The sequence below is a fragment of the Sorangium sp. So ce1153 genome, from assembly GCF_051521595.1.
GTDB lineage: Bacteria > Myxococcota_A > Polyangia > Polyangiales > Polyangiaceae > Sorangium.
Map to the genome: position 1 here is coordinate 9,196,032 of NZ_CP150361.1, position 22,954 is coordinate 9,218,985.

A 22,954-nucleotide genomic window follows, 5' to 3' on the forward strand; every position below is an offset into this window, starting at 1 on the left:
GCCGGGAGGGCACGCCGTGGGAGATCCGTCACCGCTCGCCGCGAGGAACACCCTGGGAGACGCAGCGGCCCGCGGCCGGGACGAGCGGCTGCGCGGCGCGATCGCCCTGCTCGCGGTGGGGCTCGCCGCGGGCGGAGCGGGCGAGCTCTCGTACGAGCAGCTCAAGCAGCGCTTGCGGAGCGCGATGACGCGCGATCCGGTCGACTCGCTCGCGGCGATGGTGCTCGGGTGCTCGTACCTGTTCTACCAGGCCGAGCAGGCCGAGAACCCGCGGTGCGCGCGCTACGTCGACGCGCTCCTGTTCATCACGACGTGCCTGTCCGGCGGCTACACCGACCTGTTCGCGCGCACCCCCGCGGGCAAGGTGATCGCCTCGTTCGTGACGACGTTCGGCCCGGCGCTGGCGACGTCCGCGCTCGGCGCGCCCGCCGGCGCACCGGCGCCGCAGGGAACGCAGGAGCAGGGCCGGGCGATCCTCGAGCGGCTGGACGGGATCCTCGAGGCGCTGCGCGCGCCGCGGTGAGCGGCGGCGGCTGCTGGCCTCGTGGCCGGCGGGCGAGCGCCGGCGCGGGAGTCGGCACGGATCGCGCTAGGACGCGCGGAGAGACGTGCGACCGGCCCCGAGCGGAAGCGCATCCTGACCGAGCTCTACAGTAGAGCGATGTCCATGACAGACCCAAGCGCTCCCTTCTTCGGAGCCGACATGGCCTGAGCCAGAGCACGTTCGCGCGCTCCGCTGTGCCAGAGCGCGCAGTCCACTCCCCTGAAAGGGCCTCAGGGAGAGCCTGAATCGACGTCCTTTTGCTGTGGCATAACGTCTCGATGGGACGCATTGTCGCCCTCGCGTGGGGCACTTTGCACCTCTGGACGTGCGCGGCGCGGCGTAACGTTCCTGAAAAGGCGGTGAAACACCGTTCCTTTCGTCCTGGAACACCCCTTGCGATGTCCGGGCGCGTCGGGGCATCGGGGCCCCGGTTATTTTCAGCTGACGCGGCACCGGACAGGCGCGTACCAGGCGGCCCGATCACTGCTGTCCCTCGTGCGCTCGAGCGTCGACTGGATCACGAAACAGGAGCGACACGGTTTCCCCGATGTGTCGTGTGTTTCGCAGAGAAAGGCGGAGGAGTCATGCCGAATCGTCAGGGATGGATCGACGAGGAGTACAGCGGCGGGCGTGGACGCGACGAGGAGAGGTCTGGGCGACACCAGGGTCAGCGAGGGGATGAGGGATATCGTGGCGAGCGCGGGGCCGCCGGCGATGCTAGCTACGGACATCGTGGCAATTACGAGCAAGTACTCCAGCGAGACGACCATCGCCATGCCCGAAGCGGTCAGGACGAGTTCCGTGGGTCGGATCAGCGGGACTTCGGCGGACGCGGATACGAGGGTGAGCTCGGCGGACGCGGCCACGAGCGCGACCAGGGCTGGCGCAGCCAGGGCGGCGAGCGCGGTCACGGTGGCGAGCGCGGCTGGGAAGGCCGGCAGGAGCGCGGCTGGGGACAGCGCGAGGACTTCGGAGGCCAGCATCACGCATCGGGCGGCCAGCGCGATGACTTCCAGCGAGGAGGTCGCGACGATCTTGGCTCCAGGCGCGGCTACGGCGGCGGCCAAGGCGGCTTCGGTGGCGGCCAGGGCGGCTTCGGCGGCGGCCAGGGCGGTCACGGCGGCCAAGGTCACTTCGGCGGCGGCCAGGGCAGCTACGGCGGCCAAGGCAGCTTCGGCGGCGGCCAAGGCGGTTACGGCGGCGGCCAGGGCGGATTCGGCGGCGGCCAGGGCGGCTTCGGTGGCGGCCAGGGCGGCTTCGGTGGTCAGGGTGGATACGGCGGCAGCCAGGGCGGCTATGGAGGTCAGGGCACCTTCGGCGGCCAGGGCGGATTCGCCGGCGGCCAGGGCGGCTACGGCGGCAGCCATGGCGGCCAGGGCGGCCAGGGCTATTTCGGCAGCGAGCATGAGCTCGGCGGCGGCCGGGGTGGCTACGGCGGTCAGGGTGGATTCGGCGGCAGCCAGGGCGGCTACGGCGGCGGCCAGAGCAGCTTCGGCGGTCAGGGTGGATTCAGCGGCAGCCAGGGCGGCTACGGCGGCGGCCAGAGCAGCTTCGGCGGTCAGGGTGGATTCGGCGGCAGCCAGGGCGGCTATGGTGGCGGCCAGGGTAGCTTCGGCGGCCAGGGTGGATTCGGTGGCCAGGGTGGATCTGGTGGCGGCCAGGGCGGCTTCGGTGGCCAGGGAGGCTTCGGCGGAGGCCAGCACCAGGGCTACGGAGTCCGCGGCGGCCTCCGGCAGTGGGCCGACGACGAGCGCGGCTGGACCGAGCGGTCCGGGCAGCAGCACGGCTACGAGGGACAGGAGCCTCGATTCCGGGGCGATCAGGGCTCTTACGGCCAGTCGGGTGGGCAGGGCTTCGGCGGTCAGGGCCACCAGTCCGGCGGGCGGAGCTTCCTCGATACCGTCGGGCAGGGTGGAGGAGTCGGCGGTTCGCGCGGTCGCGCGCCCAAGGGCTACAAGCGCTCGGACGACCGGATTCGCGAGGACATCTGCGACCAGATCTCCGAGCACCCGGACCTCGACGCGAGCGACGTCGAGGTGAAGGTCCAGAACGGCGAGGTCGTCCTCTCCGGGACCGTCCGCGAGCGCCGCTTCAAGCACCAGCTCGAGTCGCTCGCGGAGCGGATCTCGGGCGTGACCGACGTGCGGAACGAGATCCGGATGTACCGCGAGCAGCAGCAGCAGGGCGAGGCGAAGACGAGCTCCGGGCTGTCGTCTGGCGAGCGCTCCACCGCGTCCGGCACCACCGGGGGCCTCTCCGGCTCCACCGGGAGCACTTCCGGCGCTGCGACCTCCGTCGGCGCCACGTCGTCGTCGGAGACGAAGAACAACGAGTCGTCGCGCCGGAACGCCTCGTAGCTCCGCCCCGAAGAGGTCCGGCCAGGGATGGCCGGACTTCCGCGCCGCGTCGCGGCAGCTTGCTCGCGACGAGCGCTCCCTACCTGAGTGCAGGAGTTTCCCAGGAAATCCAGGTGTCGGTGTCGATCGTGTAGAGGGGCGACCGACGGTTCAGCGAAGCTGCCTGAGCATCTCTTCGCGCTGCGCGGCGAGCTGCCCTTGTGGGAACTCCCGCGCGTGGGTCTCGAGCAGCCGGCGCGCCTCGAGGTCGGCCATGGCCTCGTGGGCCTCGACGGCCCTCCGGGCGTCCCGGATCAGGCTCCGCTCACGCTCGTTGTCGGCCGATTGAACGGCGCTCCCCGGGGACGAGGCACGGGGCCGCGTCGTCGCCAAGGGAGCGGGCTTGCTGCTCACCATGGCCTCGGTGCGCGCGCTGGTTCCTCCCGCCAGCGACGAGCTCTCGTCGCTGGCAGGCGTCGCGGCGGCCTGCACGCCGTCTCGGGCGCCGGCGGCCGCGACGTCGTGTGCCACGGGCGCGGTCCCAGGCGCGCGGTCCGCCGTCCGCAGCCGCGACGGTTCCAGGCTGGGCACGGGGGGAACCGCAGCGACGAGAGCACCGGTCAGCACGACAATCGCACCCTGGACGAGGATCCTCACGCCCAGACGGCGCAGCCAGGCCGGCCGCGACGCGCGACGGCAAAGCCCCAACGTCAGCGGCACACAGGGGGTTTCTTCGTGTCCGCGCGAACGTCGCTGCGCTCTCCACCGTCGCGCCGCGAGCTCCAGCTGTTCCCGGCCTCGGCGGTGCTGCGTCCTCACTGTCGCCAAGGGGAGCTCCAGCTGGGCGGCGATCTCGGAGAGCGGGATCTCCTCCAGCTCGTGCTTGATCAGCAGGTCCCGGTATCCGGGGTCGATCCGGCCCATCAGGTCGCGCAGCACCTCTTCGCGCTGCCGCAAGCGGAGCAATTCTTCCGGGGTTGGGCGCTCGCTCCGGAGCTCGTGCTCGTCAAACGACGTCAGCACCTCTCCCCGCCGGCGCGCGTCCCGGATGTGGTTACGCGCCTGGTTGAGGACGATCGTTGTGTGGTACGGCGCCGGATCCCCACCCCGCTCGATCCGCTGGTCCGCTTCCAGCCCTCGCAGGAGCGCATCCTGGGCGACGTCCTCGGCGCTCTGCGCCGGGACACCGCGACGCCTGGCGAGGCGACGGTAGCGATCGAAGCTGGCGAAGTTGCTCGCGGGCTTGCTCACGGCAGGAAGCACACCTGAGCCCCCCGAAACGCTTCAGGAAAATGCATCGGTCGCCAAGTTCGGCAGGACATTGTACTCCTTGTGCCCACACGGACCACCGTCGGGACGCCTGGTGCTGGACGTCGACGCCTGCTTTACGGTCTCGTCCTATTTGTTCTCGCCAGGAACGTCATTTCACGGCCTTCCCGCGGATGTTGACGCCACGCGACGCGCGTAAGTACCGTCGGCGCATGCGTTACGTTGCGCATGCGCTCTCACTTCTTCTCTCGCTGGGGGCCGTAACGGGCTTCACGAGCCCGGCCAGCGCAGAGGATGTTCATTCGAAGGGAACACCGAGCAACGGTTCATCCATGGTGAAGGACCTCGTTCGCCGTAGTCGGAGAGCGCGCGACCAGGGGCGGTGGACCGAGGCACACGCCGCCTACAAGGCGGCCTTCGAGGCGACGGACCCCGCGTCCGGCACGGAGCTCGAGCGCGCCGAGATCGCTGGGGAGCTCGGGCTAACAGAGCTCGCGCTGCGCAGGTACCGCGACGCGGCCGAACATCTGGCGTGGAGCCTCGAGCAGCGCGAGGCGCTTCCTCCGGCGCAGCAACGGAGGTTCGGGGAAGGACTCCGCAAGGCAAGGCCGTTCGTCGCGACGCTGATTCTCGCCGTGGATCCGCCGGACGCCGAGGTGTTCATCGACGGCAAGGCCATCGGCCGGACCGCGCGGACGTACAAGCTGTTCTTCGAGCCCGGCCACCACATCGTGCGGGCCCGCGCGCCGGGTCACGGAGAATCGATGCATGGAGTACGCGCCGTGGCGGCTGCGGAGCACGAGATCTCAATGAAGCTGCCAGACGCGGCGGTGAGCCGCGCCAAGGACCAGGCGCCGGCTGCGCCGAAGCCGGCGAGCGCAGCGCCCCCTGCGCGCGCGCGGGCTCCCGGCCCGCCGGCAGACCCGTGGGCTTCCTGGCCGGGGACGCTGCGCATCGCCGGCATCGGCTTGACGGCGGCAACAGGCTCGCTCGGCGTGGTGTTCATGGTTCGCGCGAGCACGGCGCACGGGGACCTGCAGGAGCGGAACAGGAGGCTCGACGCCGCGGGGGTCTCGCAGGGGATTTGTCGGGAACCACCGAAGCCGGCGGTGTGCTCCGAGCTGACGCGCCTCCGGCGAGCGCGCGACCTCTTCGCCGGGCTCGGCACGGCCATGGTGGTGACGAGCGGCGTCGTGGGCGCCGCGACCCTGGCTTCGTTCTTCACGGATTTCTCCTTTCTGCGGGCTGAACCCATGGGAGCTCGGCTCGCGCTGACGCCGGCGGTCACGCCGGCGCAGGTCGGCTTCGTGGCACACGGCGCGTGGTGATCAGGGAGCAAGGCATGCCTCTGCGCGAAGTGCGACGATTGCGATTGCTGCTCACCGTGGGGGCCCTCTGCACGGGCGGCGCGGGCAGCCTCTCCGGGTGCGCTTACGGTGACGGCTGCTACGACGAACGCACTTGCATGTCGCCGCCGGAGTCTCTCTGTGACGGCGACCCGGCCACGGCGATGGCGCTCGACGCGTGCGGGGTGTTCGTCAGCGAGCAGGGCGACGACAGCAGCCCCGGCACGAAGGGCGCGCCGGTGAGGACGTTACAACGCGCGATCGGCCTCGCCGCACACGTTCGAGGCAACGGCCAAGCGCCGACCCGACGCGTGTACGCGTGCGGCGGGGTGTTCGAGGAGGCGATCTCGCTCCCCCAGGGAGTCGACCTCTGGGGCGGCCGTCAGTGTGCCGGCGGCGACTGGTCCTACGGCGGGCCGCTCGACGAGCAGCACGCGTTGACCGTCATCGCGCCGCCCGTGGGGATCCCGGTGCGGGTCGTCGGGGGGGACGACGCGATCATCGCGGAGGACGACGCGACGTCGGTGATCTTCGGCGTGCGCGCCGTGGCGGCCGACGCCTCCGCGAGCGATGGCAAGTCGTCGATCGCGATGATCCTGGAGCATGGGGCCAGGGCGATCGTGCAGGCGAGTGTGATCCTCGCAGGCGATGGCAAGGAGGGAGAGCCGGGCGAGGACGCGCCGAGCTTCCGCGCGAACGCCGGCGTGGTTGGGAACAACGGCGCGGACGCCTGCACCGCGGACATGGCGCCAGGCGCCCTTCCGGTCGTGACGGTGTGCGGCGACGGCATCGAGTCGACGGGTGGCCAGGGGGGCGATGGTGGCCTCCAGGCCGGCCGCGATGGAGCGTCAGGGCTGCCGGAACCGGCCGGGAGTCCGCCCGACCTCGGCCTGGGTGGCTCCGGCGCGGTCGGCATGGACTGCGAGGATGGCGGGAGGGGAGCAGTCGGCACCGATGCAGAGCGCGCGGACGGGGCGGTTGGCGCTGGCCTCCTGGGCCTCGACGGATGGGTCGGCGTCCGCGGTAAAGATGGGGGGAAGGGCGGCGTCGGCCAGGGCGGTGGCGGAGGCGGCGGCGGCAAAGGGCGCGACCCCACCAGGAACGCGTGTCCGACAGATCGGCCCCAGGCCGGTGCGGCCGGGGGATCGGGGGGAAGCGGCGGCTGCGGGGGCAAAGGGGGCCAGGGGGGCGGCTACGGCGGCGCGAGCATCGCGATCGTGGCACTGCAGGGGAGCGATCTCACGGTCAAGGCCAGCACGGTCCTCGGGGCCAAGGGCGGCGATGGCGGGGTCGGCGGGACGGGCCAGTGGGGAGGCTTCGGAGTTGCCGGCGGCAAGGGTGGACGCGGTTCTGTGACCGACACGTCGCCGGGCTGCGACGGCGGCTTTGGCGGCGACGGCGGTCGCGGGGGCGATGCCGGCGGCGGTCTCGGGGGCCACTCGCTCGGCATCGGCTCCGTGGGCGCCTCCGTGGCCATCTTGGAGGATGCGACGGTCTCGCCCGGACAAGCCGGCACCGGGGGGATCGGCGCCAATGCAACCTTGGAAAGCGGGCTCGGCAAGGGGAACGATGGGACTACGCTGTTCTGGTACCGGTTCGATGCGCCGGCCCCGGAGCCGCCTCGATGAACCGCCCTGTACTGGCGGCGCACGTCAGGAGATGCCTATGAGAAAGACCACCGCTGCTACCGTCGTCCTCCTGTTGTCGCCGTGGGCGATCGGCTGCGGAACCGCGCCCGGCGTGAACGACCCCGGCGTGACGCCTTGTGAAGGCACCTCGTGCGAGGATGAGCCGCCTCCCGAGTCGGTCTGCGTGGAGCATGTCGCCGCCGGTATCCTCGACGACGGCTGCGGCGTGTTTCTCGCCGGAAACTACGGTTTTGGCGACGACAGGAACCCCGGAACGAAGGCGAAGCCGGTGTACACCGTCGCGCGCGCCATCGAGCTCGCGCGCGCTGGACGAGGGCGCGTGTTCCTCTGCAACGAGGGATTCATCGTGGACGAGATCAGGGTGCCCTCCGGCGTGGATCTTCTCGGGGGCTTTCACTGCCGGAAATGGGTGCGCGACTCCCTGCCCCCGCGGACCCAGTTCACTCACCATCGGGTCATCGGCCCCATGGTGATCGTCGAGCCCGCGGGCCCCGAGGACACGGGGGCCGTGGACGGGGTGTCGACGCTCGCCGATCTCTACGTCCGCTCGGCGGGCGAGGTCGGCGTACTCGTTCAGTCCGACACCGCGGTGGAGATCCTGCGGAGCGAGATCTCCGCCCGCCTGGGAGGTGCAGGCAGCCCTGGCGAGACGTGGCAGATCGGGCCAATGGACGGACCGGATGGCAATTTCGGTGGGCACGCGTGCTCGGCGACCGTCGTCGCCGGTGCGCCTGCGGCCGTGAACCAGTGCGAGAGCGGGCACACGAGCATCGGCGGCAAAGGGGGGGACGGGCTACCCGACGGCGCCGAGGATGGAGGCGACGGGGAGCCCGCCTCGGAGCGAGAACCGTCGCCCTCGGGCATCGGTGGCACCGCGGAGCAGGACAATGTCCCCTGCTACGACGGGTCCGACGGGGGGCCCGGGGCTCCGGGAACGCAGGGCGCGCCCGGCAGGGGCATCGGGCGCCTCACCGCGACAGGATGGGAGGGCGACGCGGGCGGCCAGGGGACCTGGGGCACACCGGGCCAGGGCGGCGGCGGCGGCGGCGGTCGTCGGGGCGGGCTCGCCGTGTGCGGCGTGGCCTCCAAGGGTGGCCCCGGAGGAGGCTCGGGAGGGGCCGGCGGTTGCGGAGGCCGAGGAGGCCGCGGGGGAGCGAATGGACAGCCGTCCATCGGCGTCCTCGCGCTTCACGCCCGGGTGACCGTGCGCGACACCAAGATCACGGCGGACTATGGCGGCAGGGGCGGCGACGGCGGGAAACCCCAGGACGGCCGCCGAGGCGGCAGAGGCGCACCGGGCGGAATGCAGGGGGATGAGCTCGTCGCCTGTTACGGCGGTCGGGGCGGCCAAGGAGGGCCCGGCGGCTACGGCGGTCCCGGGCGCGGCGGCGACTCGATCGGCGTCGCCTACATCGACGAGGACCAGCTCACGCTCGAGGGCGTCACCATCGAGACCGGACGGCCGGGCGAGGGCGGCACGAGCTGGAACTACGACGGAAGCACGACGGTGGGAGAGAGCGGCGAGGCCCACGAGACGCTTCGCTTTCCGGAATAGCCGCGGTCACGTCGCGGAAGGACGGCGCAGATCTCCGCGACGGCTATGAGTATGAGGAGGCGCCAGAATCCGCGTCGCCGAGCCAGCTATCCAGGAAGCACGAGGCCCAGGCGACCATGGCGGCCGGCGGCGCGCCCTGACCGTCCCACGAAGCGACCAGCGCCTCGAGCTCGCGGATGGCAGCTTCGAGCTCGCGCTTGGAAGCGACTCCGCGCGGAGTCTTCGGCGGATCCATGAGCACCCGAGTTTTTGCAAGCACTCTCAATATTTCCTCTTTGCGCAGGACCCCATCCGTTGTCACCCCCCCGAAGAAGGCGCCCTGCGCCTCTGGCATCAGGCTCCACAAGATGTTGTAGAGCGCCGCCAGTACCTTGATGACTGCAACGAATCTTCCTGTCAGGTTGCTCGCATCAACGTCTACGCCAGGTGTCCGCACTTCACATGGCGAAGCGGGCACCCATTCCTGACCGACCGTAAAGAAGCAGTCGTAGAGTCTAGCCTCCCCGACAGTCCGCAAGTTCACCGTCACGTCCGGCACGAGCACGACGCCGACCTCAGGCGGCATGCGTTCACAACCGAAGGTCGCTTCAATGTCGCGGGCGATCCACTCTGCGTACGGAAGTTCGTCGGCCGATAGCTCGAAGTCGATGTACGACTCATTGAACGTGACGCTCATTATCCTTTCCTCATCGGAGTTTGACACGAGCTCCGGATCACGCGGACTTCGGGGAATGAAGAAATTGATGCCGCCAAAGACAACCCTAAATTTGTCTGGCTGCCTCACAAACTGGACCAGGCGATAGTCATAGACAATATAGTAAGGAACGAGGAAACTAATTTTAAACCACAGCGTTCGGCCGTTGGCTGCGCTTGGTAGAGAAAACGAAAAAGAGTAGCAAGCGTCCAAGGACCCCGTAGGCAGGTGAAACGAATCGTTCATGACAGCGCAATCAGGGAATCGCTCTTCGATCCGACGCAGCAACGCAGGCCAACGTTCGTCCGCTGCCGCGCGTCGCCGCGCGGCCACTAGACGGCCGTACTCCTCGGTTTCCTTGTAGCGCTGAATGTCGTCTTGCTCGATCCCGTCAATCCCACGTGGGTGATATCTGTGGACAACGTCCAGCAGATCTCTAACACTGTGCTTCATAGCCATACCGCCTCCGCCTTGAGTTCGGGCGCAAATGTCCCCCCTTTTCCGTCCCATCCCTGCCTCCTATTGACCTCGGGGGCGTCCAAGGATGCAGGGAAGGATCAATTCATGAGCCTGGCACCGAGGCCCTTGTAATTTTCATTCTTCTGAAACCGTCGGCGCATCTCACCCGGGCGGAACGCTGGGGGATGAGCTCGCCGCCTGCTTCGGCGGTCGGGGCGGCCAAGGCGGGCCCGGCGGCTACGGCGGCCCCGGGCGCGGCGGCGACTCGATCGGCGTCGCCTACATCGACGAGGACCAGCTCACGCTCGAGGGCGTCACCATCGAGACCGGACGGCCGGGCGAGGGCGGCACGAACTGGAACTACGATGGCAGCACGACGGTTGGAGAGAGCGGCGAGACCCACGAGACGCTTCGGTTTCCTGAATAGCCGAAGTCACGTCATGGGAGATCGGCGCGGAGATCGGCGACCGAGTCCACGGGCCAACTCGCCAGGAAGCTGGAGGCCCAAGCGACCATGGCGGCCGGCGGCTCGCCTTCACCGTCCCACGAAGCGACCAGCGCTTCGAGCTCGCGCTTGGCCGCCATGGCGCGGAGAGTCTTCGGTGATTCGTCGTGCGGACGCATGCGCGCAAGCTCCTCCAGCATCTTGTCCTTGTGCAGGAAGCCGTCTGTAGACGCCGACCAATAAAGCCCAAACGACTGTCGATATGGCTCCGGCAACTTCAGAATCATCCTGGGCAAATCGAGCAGCATTCCGATCTGGTAGTGCGCCCGGAGCACGGTAAGCACCCCAATAAACCGAGCTGTCAAGCTGCTCGACTCAAGCGTCACGACCGCTCCTCGCTCTGGCGGCGACGGTTCCACCCACTGACTATCTATGGTAAAAAGACAATCGTACAACGTCGCACCGCGCATGCCAACCACCACGCCCGGCACGAGAGTGGTACCGACCTCTGGTGGCATGGGCTCGCAACCGAAGGTCGACTCGATGTCATGGGCGATCCACGTCGCGCAAGGCCGCTCGTCCGGCGCCAGATCGAAGGTGAGCTCATGCCGGGTGACGGTCGCGCTATGTAGCCTCTCATCATACGGGTTCAGTACGAGATCGGGCCCCAGAGCACTTCGTGGAATGGAAAAATTGATACCATACGGAACCACGAAGCCGGCAGGCGGCCTAACAAGATCGATCATGCGATAGCTGTATACGACATAGTACGGAGCCAGAAAACTCACGTGAAACCAAAGCGTTCGACGGTCGGGTGCGTTCGGCAGATCGACCGTGAACGAATAACACGCGTCACAGGCTCCGGCGGGCAGGTGAAGTGATCGGTTCATGAGTAGCACGTCAGGGAATCGCTCTGATATGCGACGTCGCATGGCATGCCAGCGTTCGTCCTTCGATGCTTGGATCCGCGCAGCGACGAGCCGAGCGTGTTCTTCAGTCTGTTCGCGCTGGGAGTCGTCCTGCCAAAATTGGTTCGGGTCGGGACCGCCGATCCCACGGGGGAAATACCGGTAGACGACGTCCAGTAGTTGACCGACCGTGTGCTTCATGACTTGTTGACCACCACACCAAGTTTCTTGTATTGTTCCGCGAACGCATTCTTTACGTTCGTGAAAAACTCTGAGCAGAATATGCCAGGTGGCAGCGCAAAACGACCCGCCCTCTCCATCTCACCTGCGACCATATTTGTCACTTCAGCGCTGTACATTGCCGCATTGTCAGCCGATATAACCCCCCAAAGGTGATTTCTTATAGGCATTCCAATGCGAAGAAAACACGCTGCTGCGCCATCTTCTAGGTAGATGATCAATCCTGACTTTGCCTCCTGCCAACCACCTGCCACATCAGCCCCATCGTCGGCGACGATCGTGACAAACTTGAAATCAGACGGGCCGAACCGCTTACTTGCGCACCCCATGGTCGGAGCGCCGCTCTGCTGGCAGGGGTCCGGCGGGCTCGTCGGGCTATCCGTCGGCCTCCCCGAGCTGTCGCTCTGGCTTTCGTCTTTGTCTTCGTCCTCGTCGTCCTCCGTCTTGTTGCACTGGATCTTCTCCTTCTTGCCATCCTGCGGGCCTTCTGGCGGCTCCGCCCCGAAGGCCCCCGATGCGCCGGAGCTGAAGACGGGAACGGGCGGCCCGACGGGTCCACCTCCCCCCTCACCCTTCTCCCACTCCTCTCGGGGATAGCAGTCTCCCACCGTCCAGTTGCACGCCGATAGCACCCAGACGGCGACAGCCACAATCAGCAGCAGACTTCTTTTTGCGTTCATTTTGCCCCCCATCGAAGCACGGGACCGGCGACAACAAGCACCGACAGATGACCTGGAAGCACAAGGCTGCTCCCGCCGACCCAGTCCACATTGGCGCTCACCGACACGCCGAGCGGCCCGGCGACGTACGCGTTGGCTTGCGCATGCGCGCCCACGGCCATGCCGGCGACGCGCCCGCACAGGGCGCTGCCGCACGCCGGCATGAAGTAGATCGCGGCGGATGGCCCCGCGCTGACATCGCCGCTCTTCCACGCGTATCCGACCGCGACGGACGTATGATTGTAAACGCCGGCCCCACCGATCTGGATGGGCGGCACGACGCTGCACAGGTCGTGAACCCTGAACAGGAGCTCTCTCGTGATGTGCCACGATATCCCCGCGTTCGGTCCCACCGTGAGACGCCGAGCGGTGCCGGCCTGGATCCACCCGACACCCACGCCGGTGCTCAGCTCGGCCGCCTCCACCTGCGCCGGAACAAGCGCGAGAGCGACCATCGCCGCCGATGAGAGCCGCCGGGATGTCGTCCTCATCGCCTCCTTTCGCCTCCCAGCAACAGCCGAGCAACGTGACGGCGCGAGCCATTCTTCGGAATGTAGAATTGGGCGTCAAACGGAAACTGGGCGAGAACATCGCAATGGACGTGGGTTCGACCGTCCGAGGCGTGCACTGTTGCGCGCGCACCTGCGCGGCGCGAGTGCTTGCCAGCTTGATCAGCGCGCTCGACCGGAACGCCGAGGGGTGACGAGGATCTGCCCAAGCGAGAAGGACCACGCGGTAAGAAGCGCCCTCCCTCCTGCAGACCGACCGCTCTCCTACACAGCTTCGCCGCCCGCCTGCGCAGACCGGCCGCCCTCCTGCGCAGCCTCGCCGCCCGCCTGCGCAGCCTCGCCGCCCCTCCTGCGCAGCCTCGCCGCCCGCCTGCGCAGACCGGCCGCCCCTCCTGCGCAGCCTCGCCGCCCGCCTGCGCAGACCGGCCGCCCCTCCTGCGCAGCCTCGCCGCCCGCCTGCGCAGACCGGCCGCCTCTCCTGCGCAGCCTCGCCGCCCCTCCTGCGCAGCCCCGCCGCTCTCCTGTGCGCCCGATTCCGTGAACTACGCTACAGTCGCGCGCCTCCTGCGCAGTCCGTTCTGTGACCTGCACAACAAAACTGCGCCTCCTGCGCAGCCTCACCGCCCTCCTGCGCCGCCCGTCGCCCCCTCCTGCGCAGCCCCGCCGCCTTCCTGCGCAGCCCCGCCGCCTTCCTGCGCAGCCCCGCCGCCTTCCTGCGCAGCCCCGCCGCCTTCCTGCGCAGCCCCGCCGCCCTCCTGCGCAACCCCGCCCCCCTCCTGCGCAGCCCTTTCTGTGTCCTGCGCAACACTTCCCCCCTCCTGCGCATCACCCCAGGCCACCCCGATGACCCGCTGCTCGCTGCGCGGCCCCCGGCACGCCGCCCCGCTCGACTCCGCCACACACCGCCTCTCTCAAACCTCAAGTCCGGCACTTCCCTCATCACGCGAATGAAACGTGCTCTCGTCTGGCTCATGCCTTCACCCGCCAATACCCTCGCCGATTCTCCGGCCCCTCAATCCGAGGGGCGCTGGCCCCGACAAGGAGGCGTATCTTTCCCATGGCAACGAAGGCATCCACCACCACGGCATCCGGGATCAACAGGGCAGCAAAGAAGCGCGCTTCACGCGAGGCGCAGGGCGCGCCTCGCTCCTCGACCAGAGCAGCATCGTATACGCTCAGCGCCGCCCGGGAGGCCGAGCTCCTCCGAGAGGCCGAGTCGCTCGGCGAGAACACACTGTATTTTCCCGGCAAGCTCGCCCGGCGCGTCATCTGGGCGAGCCGCATCCAGCTCGCCGCCGAGCGCGACGCGGCGGAGCTCGTCCGCACCCCCTTCCCCGACGACGAGCCGCCGCTCACCCGCGAGGAGATCCACGGGCTCCGCGACAAGATCGAGCTCCTCCGCGTCACGCAATCGCGCTGGCAAGCCGCGCAGCAGCGCCAGGAGCAGGCCGCCGCGACCTTCGCGAAGCCGGCCGCCGAGGCCGCACTGCACCGGCAAACGCTCCTCCGCTTCTTCGACCTCCGCTTCAAGAAGAGCCCCGAGGGGCAAAAGCGGATCATGGCCATCCGCGCGGGCAACGGCGACGCGGATCTGGTCCAGGACGTCTCCGATCTGCTCTTGCTCTGCTCCGAGCACGCCGAGGCGATCGACAGGGCACCTCGCGGCGAGGCCGCCGCCGTGACCCGCCTCCGCGAGCTCTCTCCGCTGCTCGCGCGCATGCTCGCCGACAAGACGCTCTCCCCCGAGGCGCTGCGCTCGCGCAAGCTCCGCGACGCCGCGTACACGCTCGTCGTGAACGCCGAGCGAAGGCTGCGCGCCGCCGCGGAGTACTGGTACGCCGGCACGGACAAGACGAAAGACTACGCGCCTTTCCCCGTCTCCCGCGGCGGCGCGTCCACCGGAGGAGAAGAGGAAGGCGAGGCCGGCGCGGAGGACGATGGCGCGCTGGACGAGGACGAAACGGAGGGCGACGCGCCCGACGAGGGCGATGAGGAAGATGAGGCGCCGGAAGACGTCGCCCCCGGTGAGGACGAGGACGAGCGATGACCGCCCTGAACCGCCGCCGCACGGCCTAGGGCCTCCGCGCGAGCGAACGCCGCCCTCGACGCCGGCGGGGCGCTCGACGCATCGCACACGGGTAGGCCGGCCGAGCGATCGAGGCGCGCGGCGCGGCCAGGACCGCCGCGGCCAGGACCGCCGCGGCCGGGTCGCGCTGCGGGCTCGGGCCCTGCCGCTTCGTCCGCAGGCCGCTCGACCCCGGATCGACGCGGCTCGCAGCGAACGCCTACCCGGGCCCGTCAAGCCTTTTCGGCGGCGCGCCGGCCGTCGCAATTTGGCCCCACGCACGCCCTCCCTGTGATCCAATCGGAGACGCCGGTCGCGGGCGCCGATCGTGCACCACCCCCCTGCGCCCGCGCCCTGCTCGCGTCTGCCCATGGCCGAGGTGCTCGCCGCGTCGCTGCTGTTCCCTGCCGTGATCTTCACGGTCGTGCTCGCGCTCGCGCTCATCTACTGGCTGTTCGTGCTCCTCGGCGCGCTCGACCTCGACCTGCTCGGCGGCGCCCACGGCGACGCCGCGCCCGACCTCGGCGCGCTGCCAGGCGCCGCCAAGGGCGCGCTCGAGGGCGCCGCCAAGGGCGCGCTCGAGGGCGCCGCCAAGGGCGCGCTCGAGGGCACCACCGAGGGCCTCGCCGACGGGGGCGACGGCGCGCACGGCGTCGGCTCGGTGCTCGTCGCGCTGCAGCTCCACCGCGTGCCCGCCACCGTGACGCTCACGCTCGTCGCGGCGTTCGGCTGGTTCACCAGCGCCCTGTCCACGATGCTCGCCGAGCCGGCCTGGGTCGGCGCCGGGCTGCCGCGCTGGGCGCTCGGCCTCGCGGTGCTCGCGGGGTCGCTCACCGCCGCCGTCCTCTTGACCTCGCTGGCGGTGCGGCCGCTCGGCCCGCTGTTCGTGACCCGGCACGCCACGTCGAAGAAGGACCTCGTCGGCCGCGTGTGCGTCATCTCCACCGGCCGCGTCGACGAGCGCTTCGGCCAGGCGGTCATCGACGAGGGCGGCGCGAGCCACATCCTCGACGTGCGCAGCGACACGCCCGGCGCCCTCCGCCGCGGCGACCGCGCGCTGCTGGTGAGCTGGGACCCGGGCGGCGAGGTCTTCAGCGTCGAGCCGCTCGACGCCCTGCTGGGCCCGCCCCCGCCCCTCGCCGAGCGCGTTGCGTCCCCCGCGGAAGCGTCGCCGCGCGAAGCCGAGGCCGACGAGGCCGACGACGCCCCCACGGCGAGCGCCCGGGAAGCACGCCTGCGCCGCAGCTGAACGCCGCTGGCGCGCTGGCGGTTTCGTGTACGCTCCTCCCCGAGGGGGCATCGTGCGGCCCCCTATCCGGCTCAGGTCTGGGCGCCTGACCCTCGCTCACGCGGAAGCGGGCGCGGGGGCCAGCGCCCTCCCCTCGCCGGACAACGCGAAGGAGCTCCGCGTGCCCACTCTGACCGTCCCCCTCATCATCGCCCTCGTCGGTGTCCTCGCCTTCGTCACCTTCGGGATGCTGGTCATGTACGCCAAGTTCTACCGCCAGGTGGATCAAGGCAAGGCGCTGATCATCAACACGAGAGGCGAAGATCCCATCGTCACCTTCACCGGGACGCTGGTGATCCCGATCATCCACCGCGCCGAGTACATGGATATCTCGGTCAAGACGATCGAGATCGACCGGCGCGGCAAGGAGGGCCTCATCTGCAAGGACAACATCCGCGCGGACATCAAGGTCACCTTCTTCGTGCAGGTGAACAAGACGCAGGACGACGTGCGCACCGTCGCCCGGACCATCGGCTGCGTCCGCGCGTCGAACCCGGAGACGCTCGAGCAGCTCTTCGCCGCGAAGTTCTCCGAGGCGCTGAAGACCGTGGGCAAGCGCCTGAACTTCGAGGACCTCTACAAGGAGCGGCAGAAGTTCAAGGACGACATCCTCGACGTCATCGGCAAGGACCTGAGCGGGTTCGTGCTCGCCGACGCGGCGATCGACTACCTGGAGCAGACGCCCGTCGAGCTGCTCGACAAGGACAACATCATGGATGCCGAGGGCATCCGGAAGATCACCGAGCTCACGGTCGCGCAGAACGTGCTCACGAACGAGCTCCGCCAGAAGGAGCGGATGGAGATCGGCAGCCAGAACCTGAACTCCGACGAGGCCATCTTCCGCTTCGAGCAGCGCCGGGCCGAGGCCGAGGCGAAGAAGGCGAAGGAGATCGCGGTGGCGCAGGCGCGCGAGCAGAACGAGGCCGCGCGCATCACCAGCGAGGAGCGCAAGAAGACGGTGCTCCTCCAGGAGAAGAACGACGAGGAGGCCTTCATCGCCCGCGAGGCGAAGGAGCGCGGGGTCTCGGTCGCCCAGAAGAACAAGGAGCGGGAGGTCGCCGTCGAGACCGAGCGGGTCGAGAAGGCGCGGCAGCTCGAGATCGTGAGCCGCGAGCGCGACGTGGCGCTCCAGCAGATCGCCCGCGAGAAGGAGCTGGAGCTCCAGCGCAAGGACATCGCCGACGTGGTCCGGGCGCGGATCGCGGTCGAGAAGACGGTGGCCGAGGAGGAGGAGCGAATCAAGGACGTGCGCGCCGTGGCCGAGGCGACGCGCCTCAAGGACGTGACGCGCATCAACGCCGAGGCCGAGGCGCAGGAGCAGCTCGTCAAGCACATCAAGGGCGCCGAGGCGAGCGAGGAGGCGGCGAAGTTCCGGGCGCGCGAGAAGCTCATCACGGCCGACGCCGAGCTCGAGGCGAGCGACAAGGCCGCCCGCGCGAAGATTCGCATCGCCGAGGGCGTGCAGGCCGAGTCCGCGGCCGAGGGGCTGGCGCGCATCCGCGTGAAGGAGGCCGACGCGCAGGCGATCGAGAAGCAGGGCTTCGCCGAGGCGCGCGTGGCGCTCGAGAAGATGAACGCCGCCGCCGTCGGCGAGGAGAAGCAGGGCCTCGCGCGGGTGCTCGTGAAGGAGGCGGAGGCGCAGGCGATCGAGAAGCAGGGGCGCGCCGAGGCGCTCGTCGCCCGGGAGCGGCTCCTCGCCGAGGCCGCGGGCATCGAGCAGAAGGGGCTCGCGGCCGCGAGGACGCGCGAGGCCGAGGCGCTGGCCGTGGAGAAGACGGGCCTCGCCGAGGCGACGGCGATCAAGCAGCGGCTCCTGGCCGAGGCCGCGGGCACGGCGGAGAAGGCGGCGGCCATGAAGGCGCTCGACGGCGTCGGGCGCGAGCACGAGGAGTTCCGCCTCCGGCTCGAGAAGGAGCGGGCGGTGGAGCTCGAGTCGCTGCGCATCCGGGCCGAGATCGCGCGGGCGCAGGCCGAGATCCTGCGGGGCGCGTTCGAGCAGGCGAAGATCAACATCGTGGGCGGCGACGGGGCGTTCTTCGACCGCTTCGTCAAGGCGGTCACCCTGGGCCAGTCGGTCGACGGCATGGTCGACCAGAGCGCCACGGTGCGCGCGCTCGTCGGCGACTACCTGAACGGCAACGCGAGCCTCCCCGAGGACCTGAAGCAGCTCGTCGCCCACCCCGCGCCCCTCGCGCGGCCCAAGGACGGCACGCTGTCCGGGATGCTCACGTCGCTCCTGCCCGGCACCGACGACGACGGCAAGAAGAAGCTCCAGGCGCTCGCCGAGAAGGCGCGGGAGCTCGGCCTCGACGAGCTCGCCCAGCGAAGCCCGCGCGCCTGAGCGGCGGGCACCCGCTTCGGATACGGGCCCACCTCGACGTTTCCATGCTCGGCGCGCCGGAGTAGAAGCGCGCCTGTTCGCCGGAAGCGCCGTTCTGGGCCCGCCGCGTGGCAGGGTCCTCGCGCGCCTTGGCCGCCCCGACGGTGCTCCAGGAGCTGAACGCTCAGCGACCGGGAGGCACCAGACGGCGGCGAAGGAGGTACTGAATGCAATCGAGCTGGTTACTGGGCGTTGGCCTGGCCTGCGCGGCGGTGGCGCTGCCAGCGGGGGAGGTCTGGGCGGCCGGAGCGCCGTCCTGGGAGAGCTTGCCCTCGATGATCACCCCGCGCAGCGGGCACGCGGCCACGTTGCTCCAGGACGGTCGGGTGCTCGTGGCGGGGGGCCACGGCAGCGACGGGACCGTGCTCGTCCGCGAGGCCGAGCTCTACGACCCGGCGAGCAAGACGTGGGCGCCCGCGGCGCCGCTTCCCAGCGCGCTCCGCGAGGTCGCCGCGACGGCCGTGCTGCCGGACGGGCTGGCGCTCTCGACGGACGGCGAGCACGTCGAGGTCTATTCCCCGGATCTCGATCTGTGGAGCGCGGCGGCGCCCCTGACTCCGGCGCTCACGGCGCCCAAGGCCGTGCTCCTCCCGGGCGGCAAGCTGATGATGCTCGGCGGCGCGTCGGGCGCCCTCGCGGGCAGCATCTATGATGACCTCGCGGGCACATGGACTCCCATCCGATCGCTGAGCGGCGCGGCCGCCGCGACCGCGACGTTGCTCCAGGACGGCCGCGTGCTCGCGGTGAACAACGGCCGCGGCAACATCTACGATCCGGAGACCGATACCTGGACACCGACCTCCGACTTCGTCGACCGCTACTCGGGGTACCGCGCGACGCGGCTCGCCAGCGGCCACGTCGTCTTCGTGGGCGGCGTCCTGCCCTGGAACCGGCTCCTCTCGCAGCTTTACCTCCCCGAGGCCGATCTCTGGGTGGCGATCCCGGGGCATGACGTCCCCATCGACATACTCGCTGATTGCGAGCCGGACGCGGACTTCGACAGGGGCGTGGCCGTCTCACTGCTTCCCAGCGGACGCGTCCTCCTGACAGGAGGCGTGATGTCGTACTACTGCGCAGCCTACGACGAGAATGGCCATCCCTGGAACGAGTCCCACTATCACGAATTCAAGATCGCGCCGGAGCTCTATGATCCGGCGAGAGCTTCCTGGGTGCCCCTCGACGTGCGGCCGCGCAATCTGATGGATCGCGGGTATCACACGGCGACGAGCCTCGACGACGGCAGCGTGCTGATCGCGGGCGGGCTCGTCGCGTCCGGCGCCGCGCTGGTGCCGACGGCCTCCGCCATGCTCTTCCACGAGCGCGCGCCGCTCGGAGGGGCCTGCGAGGCCGGCGGCGACTGCGCCAGCGGCTTCTGCGCGGATTCGGTCTGCTGCGATGCGGCCTGTGCCGGTCCGTGCGACGCGTGCGCGGCCTCGGCCGGGGCCGCGCAGGACGGCGTCTGCACGCCGCTCTCGGGCACGCCCTGCGACGACACCGACGCGTGCATCGAGGGAGGCGTGTGCGAGGCGGGCACCTGCGCTGGCGGCACCCCGGCGCCCGACGGAACCCCGTGCAACGACGGCGAGGTGTGCTCCGCGACGAGCACGTGCGAGGGGGGCGCCTGCGTCGCGGCGAGCCCGGCGAGCTGCGAGCCGCCGGACGGCTGCCACGAGCCTCCCGCGTGCGATCCTGCGCTCGGGTGCTCGGGGCCCGCGCCCGAGAAGCCGGACGGCGCGCGCTGCGATGTCGAGGGGACGCCGGACGCCTGGCAGGCCGCGGCGCGGATGCCGGACGAGATGAAGTACGCGCGCACGGCCACGTTGCTGCAGGACGGCACGGTGCTGGTCCTGGGGACGGAGGATAGCTCTGGCAGCCGCTGGAGGGCGATGCGCTACGACCCGAGCATCGACCAATGGCAGCTCATCGGGGGGGTTCTGCCGGTGGTGCGGTCGATCATGTACGCCACGCTGCTGCAGGACGGCACGGTCCTCGTGGCCAGTCGCGGCCGCGTGGACCGGTTCAACCCGGCCACGGGCGCATGGCAAGCGGCCGCGCCCATGCTCCTGAATCGCACATCGGGCACGGCGACGCGGCTCCAGGACGGGAGGGTGCTCGTCACGGGGGGCAGCGACGGATCCGCGGAGGTGTATGATCCCGTCGCGGACGTCTGGACCCTGGTCGCCCCCGGGCCTGCGGGGCTACGGAGTCCCACGGCGACGCTGCTCCAGGACGGCAGAGTGCTCGTCACCGGCGGCGACGACCCCGTGGGGCGCGCAGAGGTGTACGACCCGGCGGCCGACGTCTGGACGCCTGTGGCGTCGATGCTCTCGGCACGCCGGGGGCATCGGGCCACGCTGCTCAACGACGGCAGGGTGCTCGTCCTGGGGGGCAACTCCGACGGCGTCGGCGTCGCGACAGCCGAGCTCTATGATCCGGCGAGCGACACCTGGACGCCAGCGGCGGAGATGGCCACCCGGCGGAATGGGACTCGGGCCGTGCTCCTCGCCGACGGCAGGGTGCTCGTGACGGGCAATCTGGATGGTATGTACTCGCTCGATTATACGGCTGAGCTATACGATCCGTCGACGGACATCTGGTCGCCGGGGCCTCGATTGGACATCCCGCTCTCCAACCCCGTGATGGCGCGGCTGGATGACGGGCGCGTCATGATGGTGGGCGGCGAGCTCGGCGCTGCGTCCTACCCGTCCCCTCTCGTCCACCTCTATGTTCCTGGGCAGCGTCCGGGCACAGGGGTCTGCCAGGCTGGCGTATGCTTGCCGAGCGCAGGAGGAGAGGGTGGCGCCGGCGGCAGCGGCGGTGATGCCAGCGGCGCCGGCGGCAGCGGCGGTGATGCCAGCACAGCTGGCGGCGGCGGCACCACGACCGCGAGCGCAGGCCATGGCAGCGGGACGGGCGAAGGGGGCAGCGCCGGTGAAACCGGCGCGCAGAGCGGCGCCGGCGGCGGCCTGCCAGGCGGCTACATCGGTAACTGGCAATGCCAGATGACGTCCGGAATCCAGGGTACACCGACATGGCTCGTCCTCGCCGGAGGGCTCGCTGCCCTGCGCGTGCGCCGGCGCTCCGCGAGGCCCAGCGGCCCTGCGGTGACGCGCCCGCGCAGCGCGGCGTGACGTCGGTCGACAGCAGCGTCTCCATCCGCCATCAATCCAGGGGAATCCGCGAACCGTAGCGTGGGCTCAGCAGGCGCGGTGCTGGGTACCGTCGCCGGGCGTGATGAAGATCATCACGCCCGGCGCGCGCACGACCTGCCGGTGCCAGACGCCGCGAGGCGCGCGCCGATGTCACGGGTCAGGCCGACCGCGATGTGAGAGCGCATGATTGGAGCTTCTTCAGCGGTCGGATACTCGCCGGCACGTACCGCGCGCTCGCGCAACTTCGACCGCCTGGAATCGAATTTTCGTGGTGGTCTACCGGCCACAACGGCAGCGACGGCGAACGCGGCTTCTGGAACAACGCCAATCTCCGTACATGGCCCCGGAGGCCTCGCTGGCGCGCTGGCCGGCGCGCGAGGCGGAGCGGGCCTGCCCCGCGCGGCGAGGATTGACTCTCTGGGGGCGAAGTGATGCATTGCGCTCCGCGGGCCTCACGCGATCGCGCGGCCGGCGCGTCGGGCGAAGGTGGAGGAGGAGCAGAGGCGATGGCGAAGGATCTCGAGGGTAAGGTCTTTCTGGTGACCGGCGCGACGGAGGGCATCGGCAAGGCGGCAGCGCTGGAGTTCGCGAGGCGGGGCGCGACGCTCGTGCTCGTCGGGCGGAGCAAGGAGAAGAGCGAGCGCGTCGTCTCCGAGCTCGCGGCGGCGAGCGGCAACGACCGGATCGAGCTCCTGCTCGGCGACCTGTCGAGGCTCGCCGACGTCCGCGCGGTCGCCGATGCGTTCCGCGCGAAGCACGACCGGCTGGACGTGCTCGTGAACAACGCGGGTGCCTACTTCAAAGAGTGCAGGCTGAGCGCCGACGGCATCGAGATGACGTTCGCGCTGAACCACGTCGCTTATTTCCTGCTGACGACGCGGCTCCTGGACCTCCTGCAGAAGACGCCGGGCGCGCGGGTGGTCAGCACCTCGAGCGGCGCGCATCGGATGGGGAAGATGGAACTCGCCACGATCGCGAAGCGCGACGGGCGCGCGGGCATGCGCGCGTACGGCGACTCGAAGCTCGCGAACATCCTGTTCACGCGCGAGCTCGCCCGCCGCCTCGCCGGGTCGGGCGCCACCGCGAACTGCTATCATCCCGGGTTCGTGCACACGGGCTTCGGCCGCGGCTTCGTCGACAATCGCGGCCCCGTGACGACGTGGCTCGTCGAGCACGCCGGCAGGCTGCTCGGGCGCTCCCCGGCGAAGGGGGCGGAGACCCTCGTGTGGCTCGCGACGAGCCCCGAGTCCGCGACGTTCAACGGCGAGTTTTTCCATGACCTCAAGGTCGCTCCCGTCTCGAAGCTGGCGCAGGACGACGCGCTCGCGAGAGGGCTGTGGAAGCTGAGCGAGCAGCTGGTCGCGTGAGCCGGACGCGGCGGCCTCCGCGCGCAGCG

16 protein-coding genes are annotated in these 22,954 nt (G+C 70.0%); 10 read left to right on the plus strand and 6 right to left on the minus strand.

Features of this window, described 5'->3' with window-relative positions; genetic code table 11:
- Positions 1-16 precede the first annotated feature (16 nt).
- Positions 17-523 (plus strand): hypothetical protein, encoded by a 507-nt coding sequence (locus WME85_RS33030; protein ID WP_437827086.1) that lies wholly within the window; start codon positions 17-19, stop codon positions 521-523.
- Between the two features lie 458 nt (positions 524-981).
- Here WME85_RS33030 and WME85_RS33035 read toward each other — a convergent pair whose 3' ends face one another.
- The gene (locus WME85_RS33035) at positions 982-2,553 is read right to left on the minus strand and encodes a hypothetical protein (protein WP_437842626.1); all 1,572 of its coding nucleotides are present in this window, start codon (positions 2,551-2,553) and stop codon (positions 982-984) included.
- On the opposite strand from WME85_RS33035, the gene WME85_RS33040 reads away from it, so the two are divergent.
- Entirely contained in the window at positions 2,542-2,901 is a 360-nt protein-coding gene (locus tag WME85_RS33040) for a BON domain-containing protein (protein WP_437842417.1), read from the plus strand. The genes WME85_RS33035 and WME85_RS33040 overlap by 12 nt on opposite strands.
- Positions 2,902-3,051: 150 nt before the next feature.
- On the opposite strand, the gene WME85_RS33045 is transcribed toward WME85_RS33040, so the two are convergent.
- Positions 3,052-4,131 (minus strand): sigma-70 family RNA polymerase sigma factor, encoded by a 1,080-nt coding sequence (locus WME85_RS33045; protein WP_437827087.1) that lies wholly within the window; start codon positions 4,129-4,131, stop codon positions 3,052-3,054.
- 350 nt (positions 4,132-4,481) lie between these two features.
- Between WME85_RS33045 and WME85_RS33050 the strand changes: the two genes are divergently transcribed.
- Genes WME85_RS33050 through WME85_RS33060 form a run of 3 tightly spaced genes read left to right on the plus strand, consistent with a single transcriptional unit; the run spans position 4,482 to position 8,699 of the window.
- The gene (locus WME85_RS33050) at positions 4,482-5,477 is read left to right on the plus strand and encodes a PEGA domain-containing protein (RefSeq protein ID WP_437827088.1); all 996 of its coding nucleotides are present in this window, start codon (positions 4,482-4,484) and stop codon (positions 5,475-5,477) included.
- A 14-nt stretch (positions 5,478-5,491) separates the two neighbouring features.
- Positions 5,492-7,123 (plus strand): hypothetical protein, encoded by a 1,632-nt coding sequence (locus tag WME85_RS33055; RefSeq protein WP_437827089.1) that lies wholly within the window; start codon positions 5,492-5,494, stop codon positions 7,121-7,123.
- Positions 7,124-7,160: 37 nt separating this feature from the next.
- Entirely contained in the window at positions 7,161-8,699 is a 1,539-nt protein-coding gene (locus WME85_RS33060) for a hypothetical protein (protein WP_437827090.1), read from the plus strand.
- A gap of 43 nt (positions 8,700-8,742) precedes the next feature.
- Here WME85_RS33060 and WME85_RS33065 read toward each other — a convergent pair whose 3' ends face one another.
- The 4 genes from WME85_RS33065 to WME85_RS33080 form a co-directional block, all read right to left on the minus strand.
- Complete coding sequence (locus WME85_RS33065; RefSeq protein WP_437827091.1) at positions 8,743-9,852, minus strand: hypothetical protein; 1,110 nt, start codon at positions 9,850-9,852, stop codon at positions 8,743-8,745.
- A 438-nt stretch (positions 9,853-10,290) separates the two neighbouring features.
- Positions 10,291-11,406, minus strand: coding sequence for a hypothetical protein (locus WME85_RS33070; protein ID WP_437303027.1), 1,116 nt, complete (start codon positions 11,404-11,406; stop codon positions 10,291-10,293).
- Complete coding sequence (locus WME85_RS33075) at positions 11,403-12,125, minus strand: hypothetical protein (RefSeq protein ID WP_437827092.1); 723 nt, start codon at positions 12,123-12,125, stop codon at positions 11,403-11,405. Before WME85_RS33075 ends, WME85_RS33070 begins: the two co-directional genes overlap by 4 nt.
- Positions 12,122-12,619: a hypothetical protein gene (locus WME85_RS33080; RefSeq protein ID WP_437827093.1), complete on the minus strand. Its 498-nt coding sequence runs from the start codon at positions 12,617-12,619 to the stop codon at positions 12,122-12,124. Before WME85_RS33080 ends, WME85_RS33075 begins: the two co-directional genes overlap by 4 nt.
- 1,111 nt (positions 12,620-13,730) lie before the next feature.
- On the opposite strand from WME85_RS33080, the gene WME85_RS33085 reads away from it, so the two are divergent.
- The 5 genes from WME85_RS33085 (at position 13,731) to WME85_RS33105 (ending at position 22,925) form a co-directional block, all read left to right on the plus strand.
- Positions 13,731-14,720: an ATPase gene (locus WME85_RS33085; RefSeq protein WP_437827094.1), complete on the plus strand. Its 990-nt coding sequence runs from the start codon at positions 13,731-13,733 to the stop codon at positions 14,718-14,720.
- Positions 14,721-15,108: 388 nt separating this feature from the next.
- Positions 15,109-15,987, plus strand: coding sequence for a glycine zipper family protein (locus WME85_RS33090; protein ID WP_437827095.1), 879 nt, complete (start codon positions 15,109-15,111; stop codon positions 15,985-15,987).
- Between the two features lie 160 nt (positions 15,988-16,147).
- Positions 16,148-18,367 carry a hypothetical protein gene (locus tag WME85_RS33095; protein ID WP_437827096.1) on the plus strand — a complete coding sequence of 740 codons (2,220 nt, stop codon included), beginning with the start codon at positions 16,148-16,150 and terminating at the stop codon, positions 18,365-18,367.
- Positions 18,368-18,573: 206 nt separating this feature from the next.
- Entirely contained in the window at positions 18,574-21,537 is a 2,964-nt protein-coding gene (locus WME85_RS33100) for a kelch repeat-containing protein (RefSeq protein ID WP_437827097.1), read from the plus strand.
- A gap of 527 nt (positions 21,538-22,064) precedes the next feature.
- Positions 22,065-22,925, plus strand: a complete 861-nt coding sequence (locus WME85_RS33105; protein ID WP_437827098.1) for an SDR family oxidoreductase — start codon at positions 22,065-22,067, stop codon at positions 22,923-22,925.
- The last annotated feature ends 29 nt before the right edge of the window (positions 22,926-22,954 follow it).

Bases quoted from the DNA above. Each gene is read 5' to 3' on its own strand.
- WME85_RS33085 (WP_437827094.1), top strand. From the start codon at position 13,731: ATGGCAACGAAGGCATCCACCACCACGGCATCCGGGATCAACAGGGCA.
- WME85_RS33090 (WP_437827095.1), top strand. From the start codon at position 15,109: ATGGCCGAGGTGCTCGCCGCGTCGCTGCTGTTCCCTGCCGTGATCTTC.
- WME85_RS33070 (WP_437303027.1), bottom strand. From the start codon at position 11,406: ATGAAGCACACGGTCGGTCAACTACTGGACGTCGTCTACCGGTATTTC.
- WME85_RS33105 (WP_437827098.1), top strand. From the start codon at position 22,065: ATGGCGAAGGATCTCGAGGGTAAGGTCTTTCTGGTGACCGGCGCGACG.
- WME85_RS33075 (WP_437827092.1), bottom strand. From the start codon at position 12,125: ATGAACGCAAAAAGAAGTCTGCTGCTGATTGTGGCTGTCGCCGTCTGG.
- WME85_RS33060 (WP_437827090.1), top strand. From the start codon at position 7,161: ATGAGAAAGACCACCGCTGCTACCGTCGTCCTCCTGTTGTCGCCGTGG.
- WME85_RS33100 (WP_437827097.1), top strand. From the start codon at position 18,574: ATGCAATCGAGCTGGTTACTGGGCGTTGGCCTGGCCTGCGCGGCGGTG.
- WME85_RS33080 (WP_437827093.1), bottom strand. From the start codon at position 12,619: ATGGTCGCTCTCGCGCTTGTTCCGGCGCAGGTGGAGGCGGCCGAGCTG.
- WME85_RS33050 (WP_437827088.1), top strand. From the start codon at position 4,482: ATGGTGAAGGACCTCGTTCGCCGTAGTCGGAGAGCGCGCGACCAGGGG.
- WME85_RS33065 (WP_437827091.1), bottom strand. From the start codon at position 9,852: ATGGCTATGAAGCACAGTGTTAGAGATCTGCTGGACGTTGTCCACAGA.
- WME85_RS33055 (WP_437827089.1), top strand. From the start codon at position 5,492: ATGCCTCTGCGCGAAGTGCGACGATTGCGATTGCTGCTCACCGTGGGG.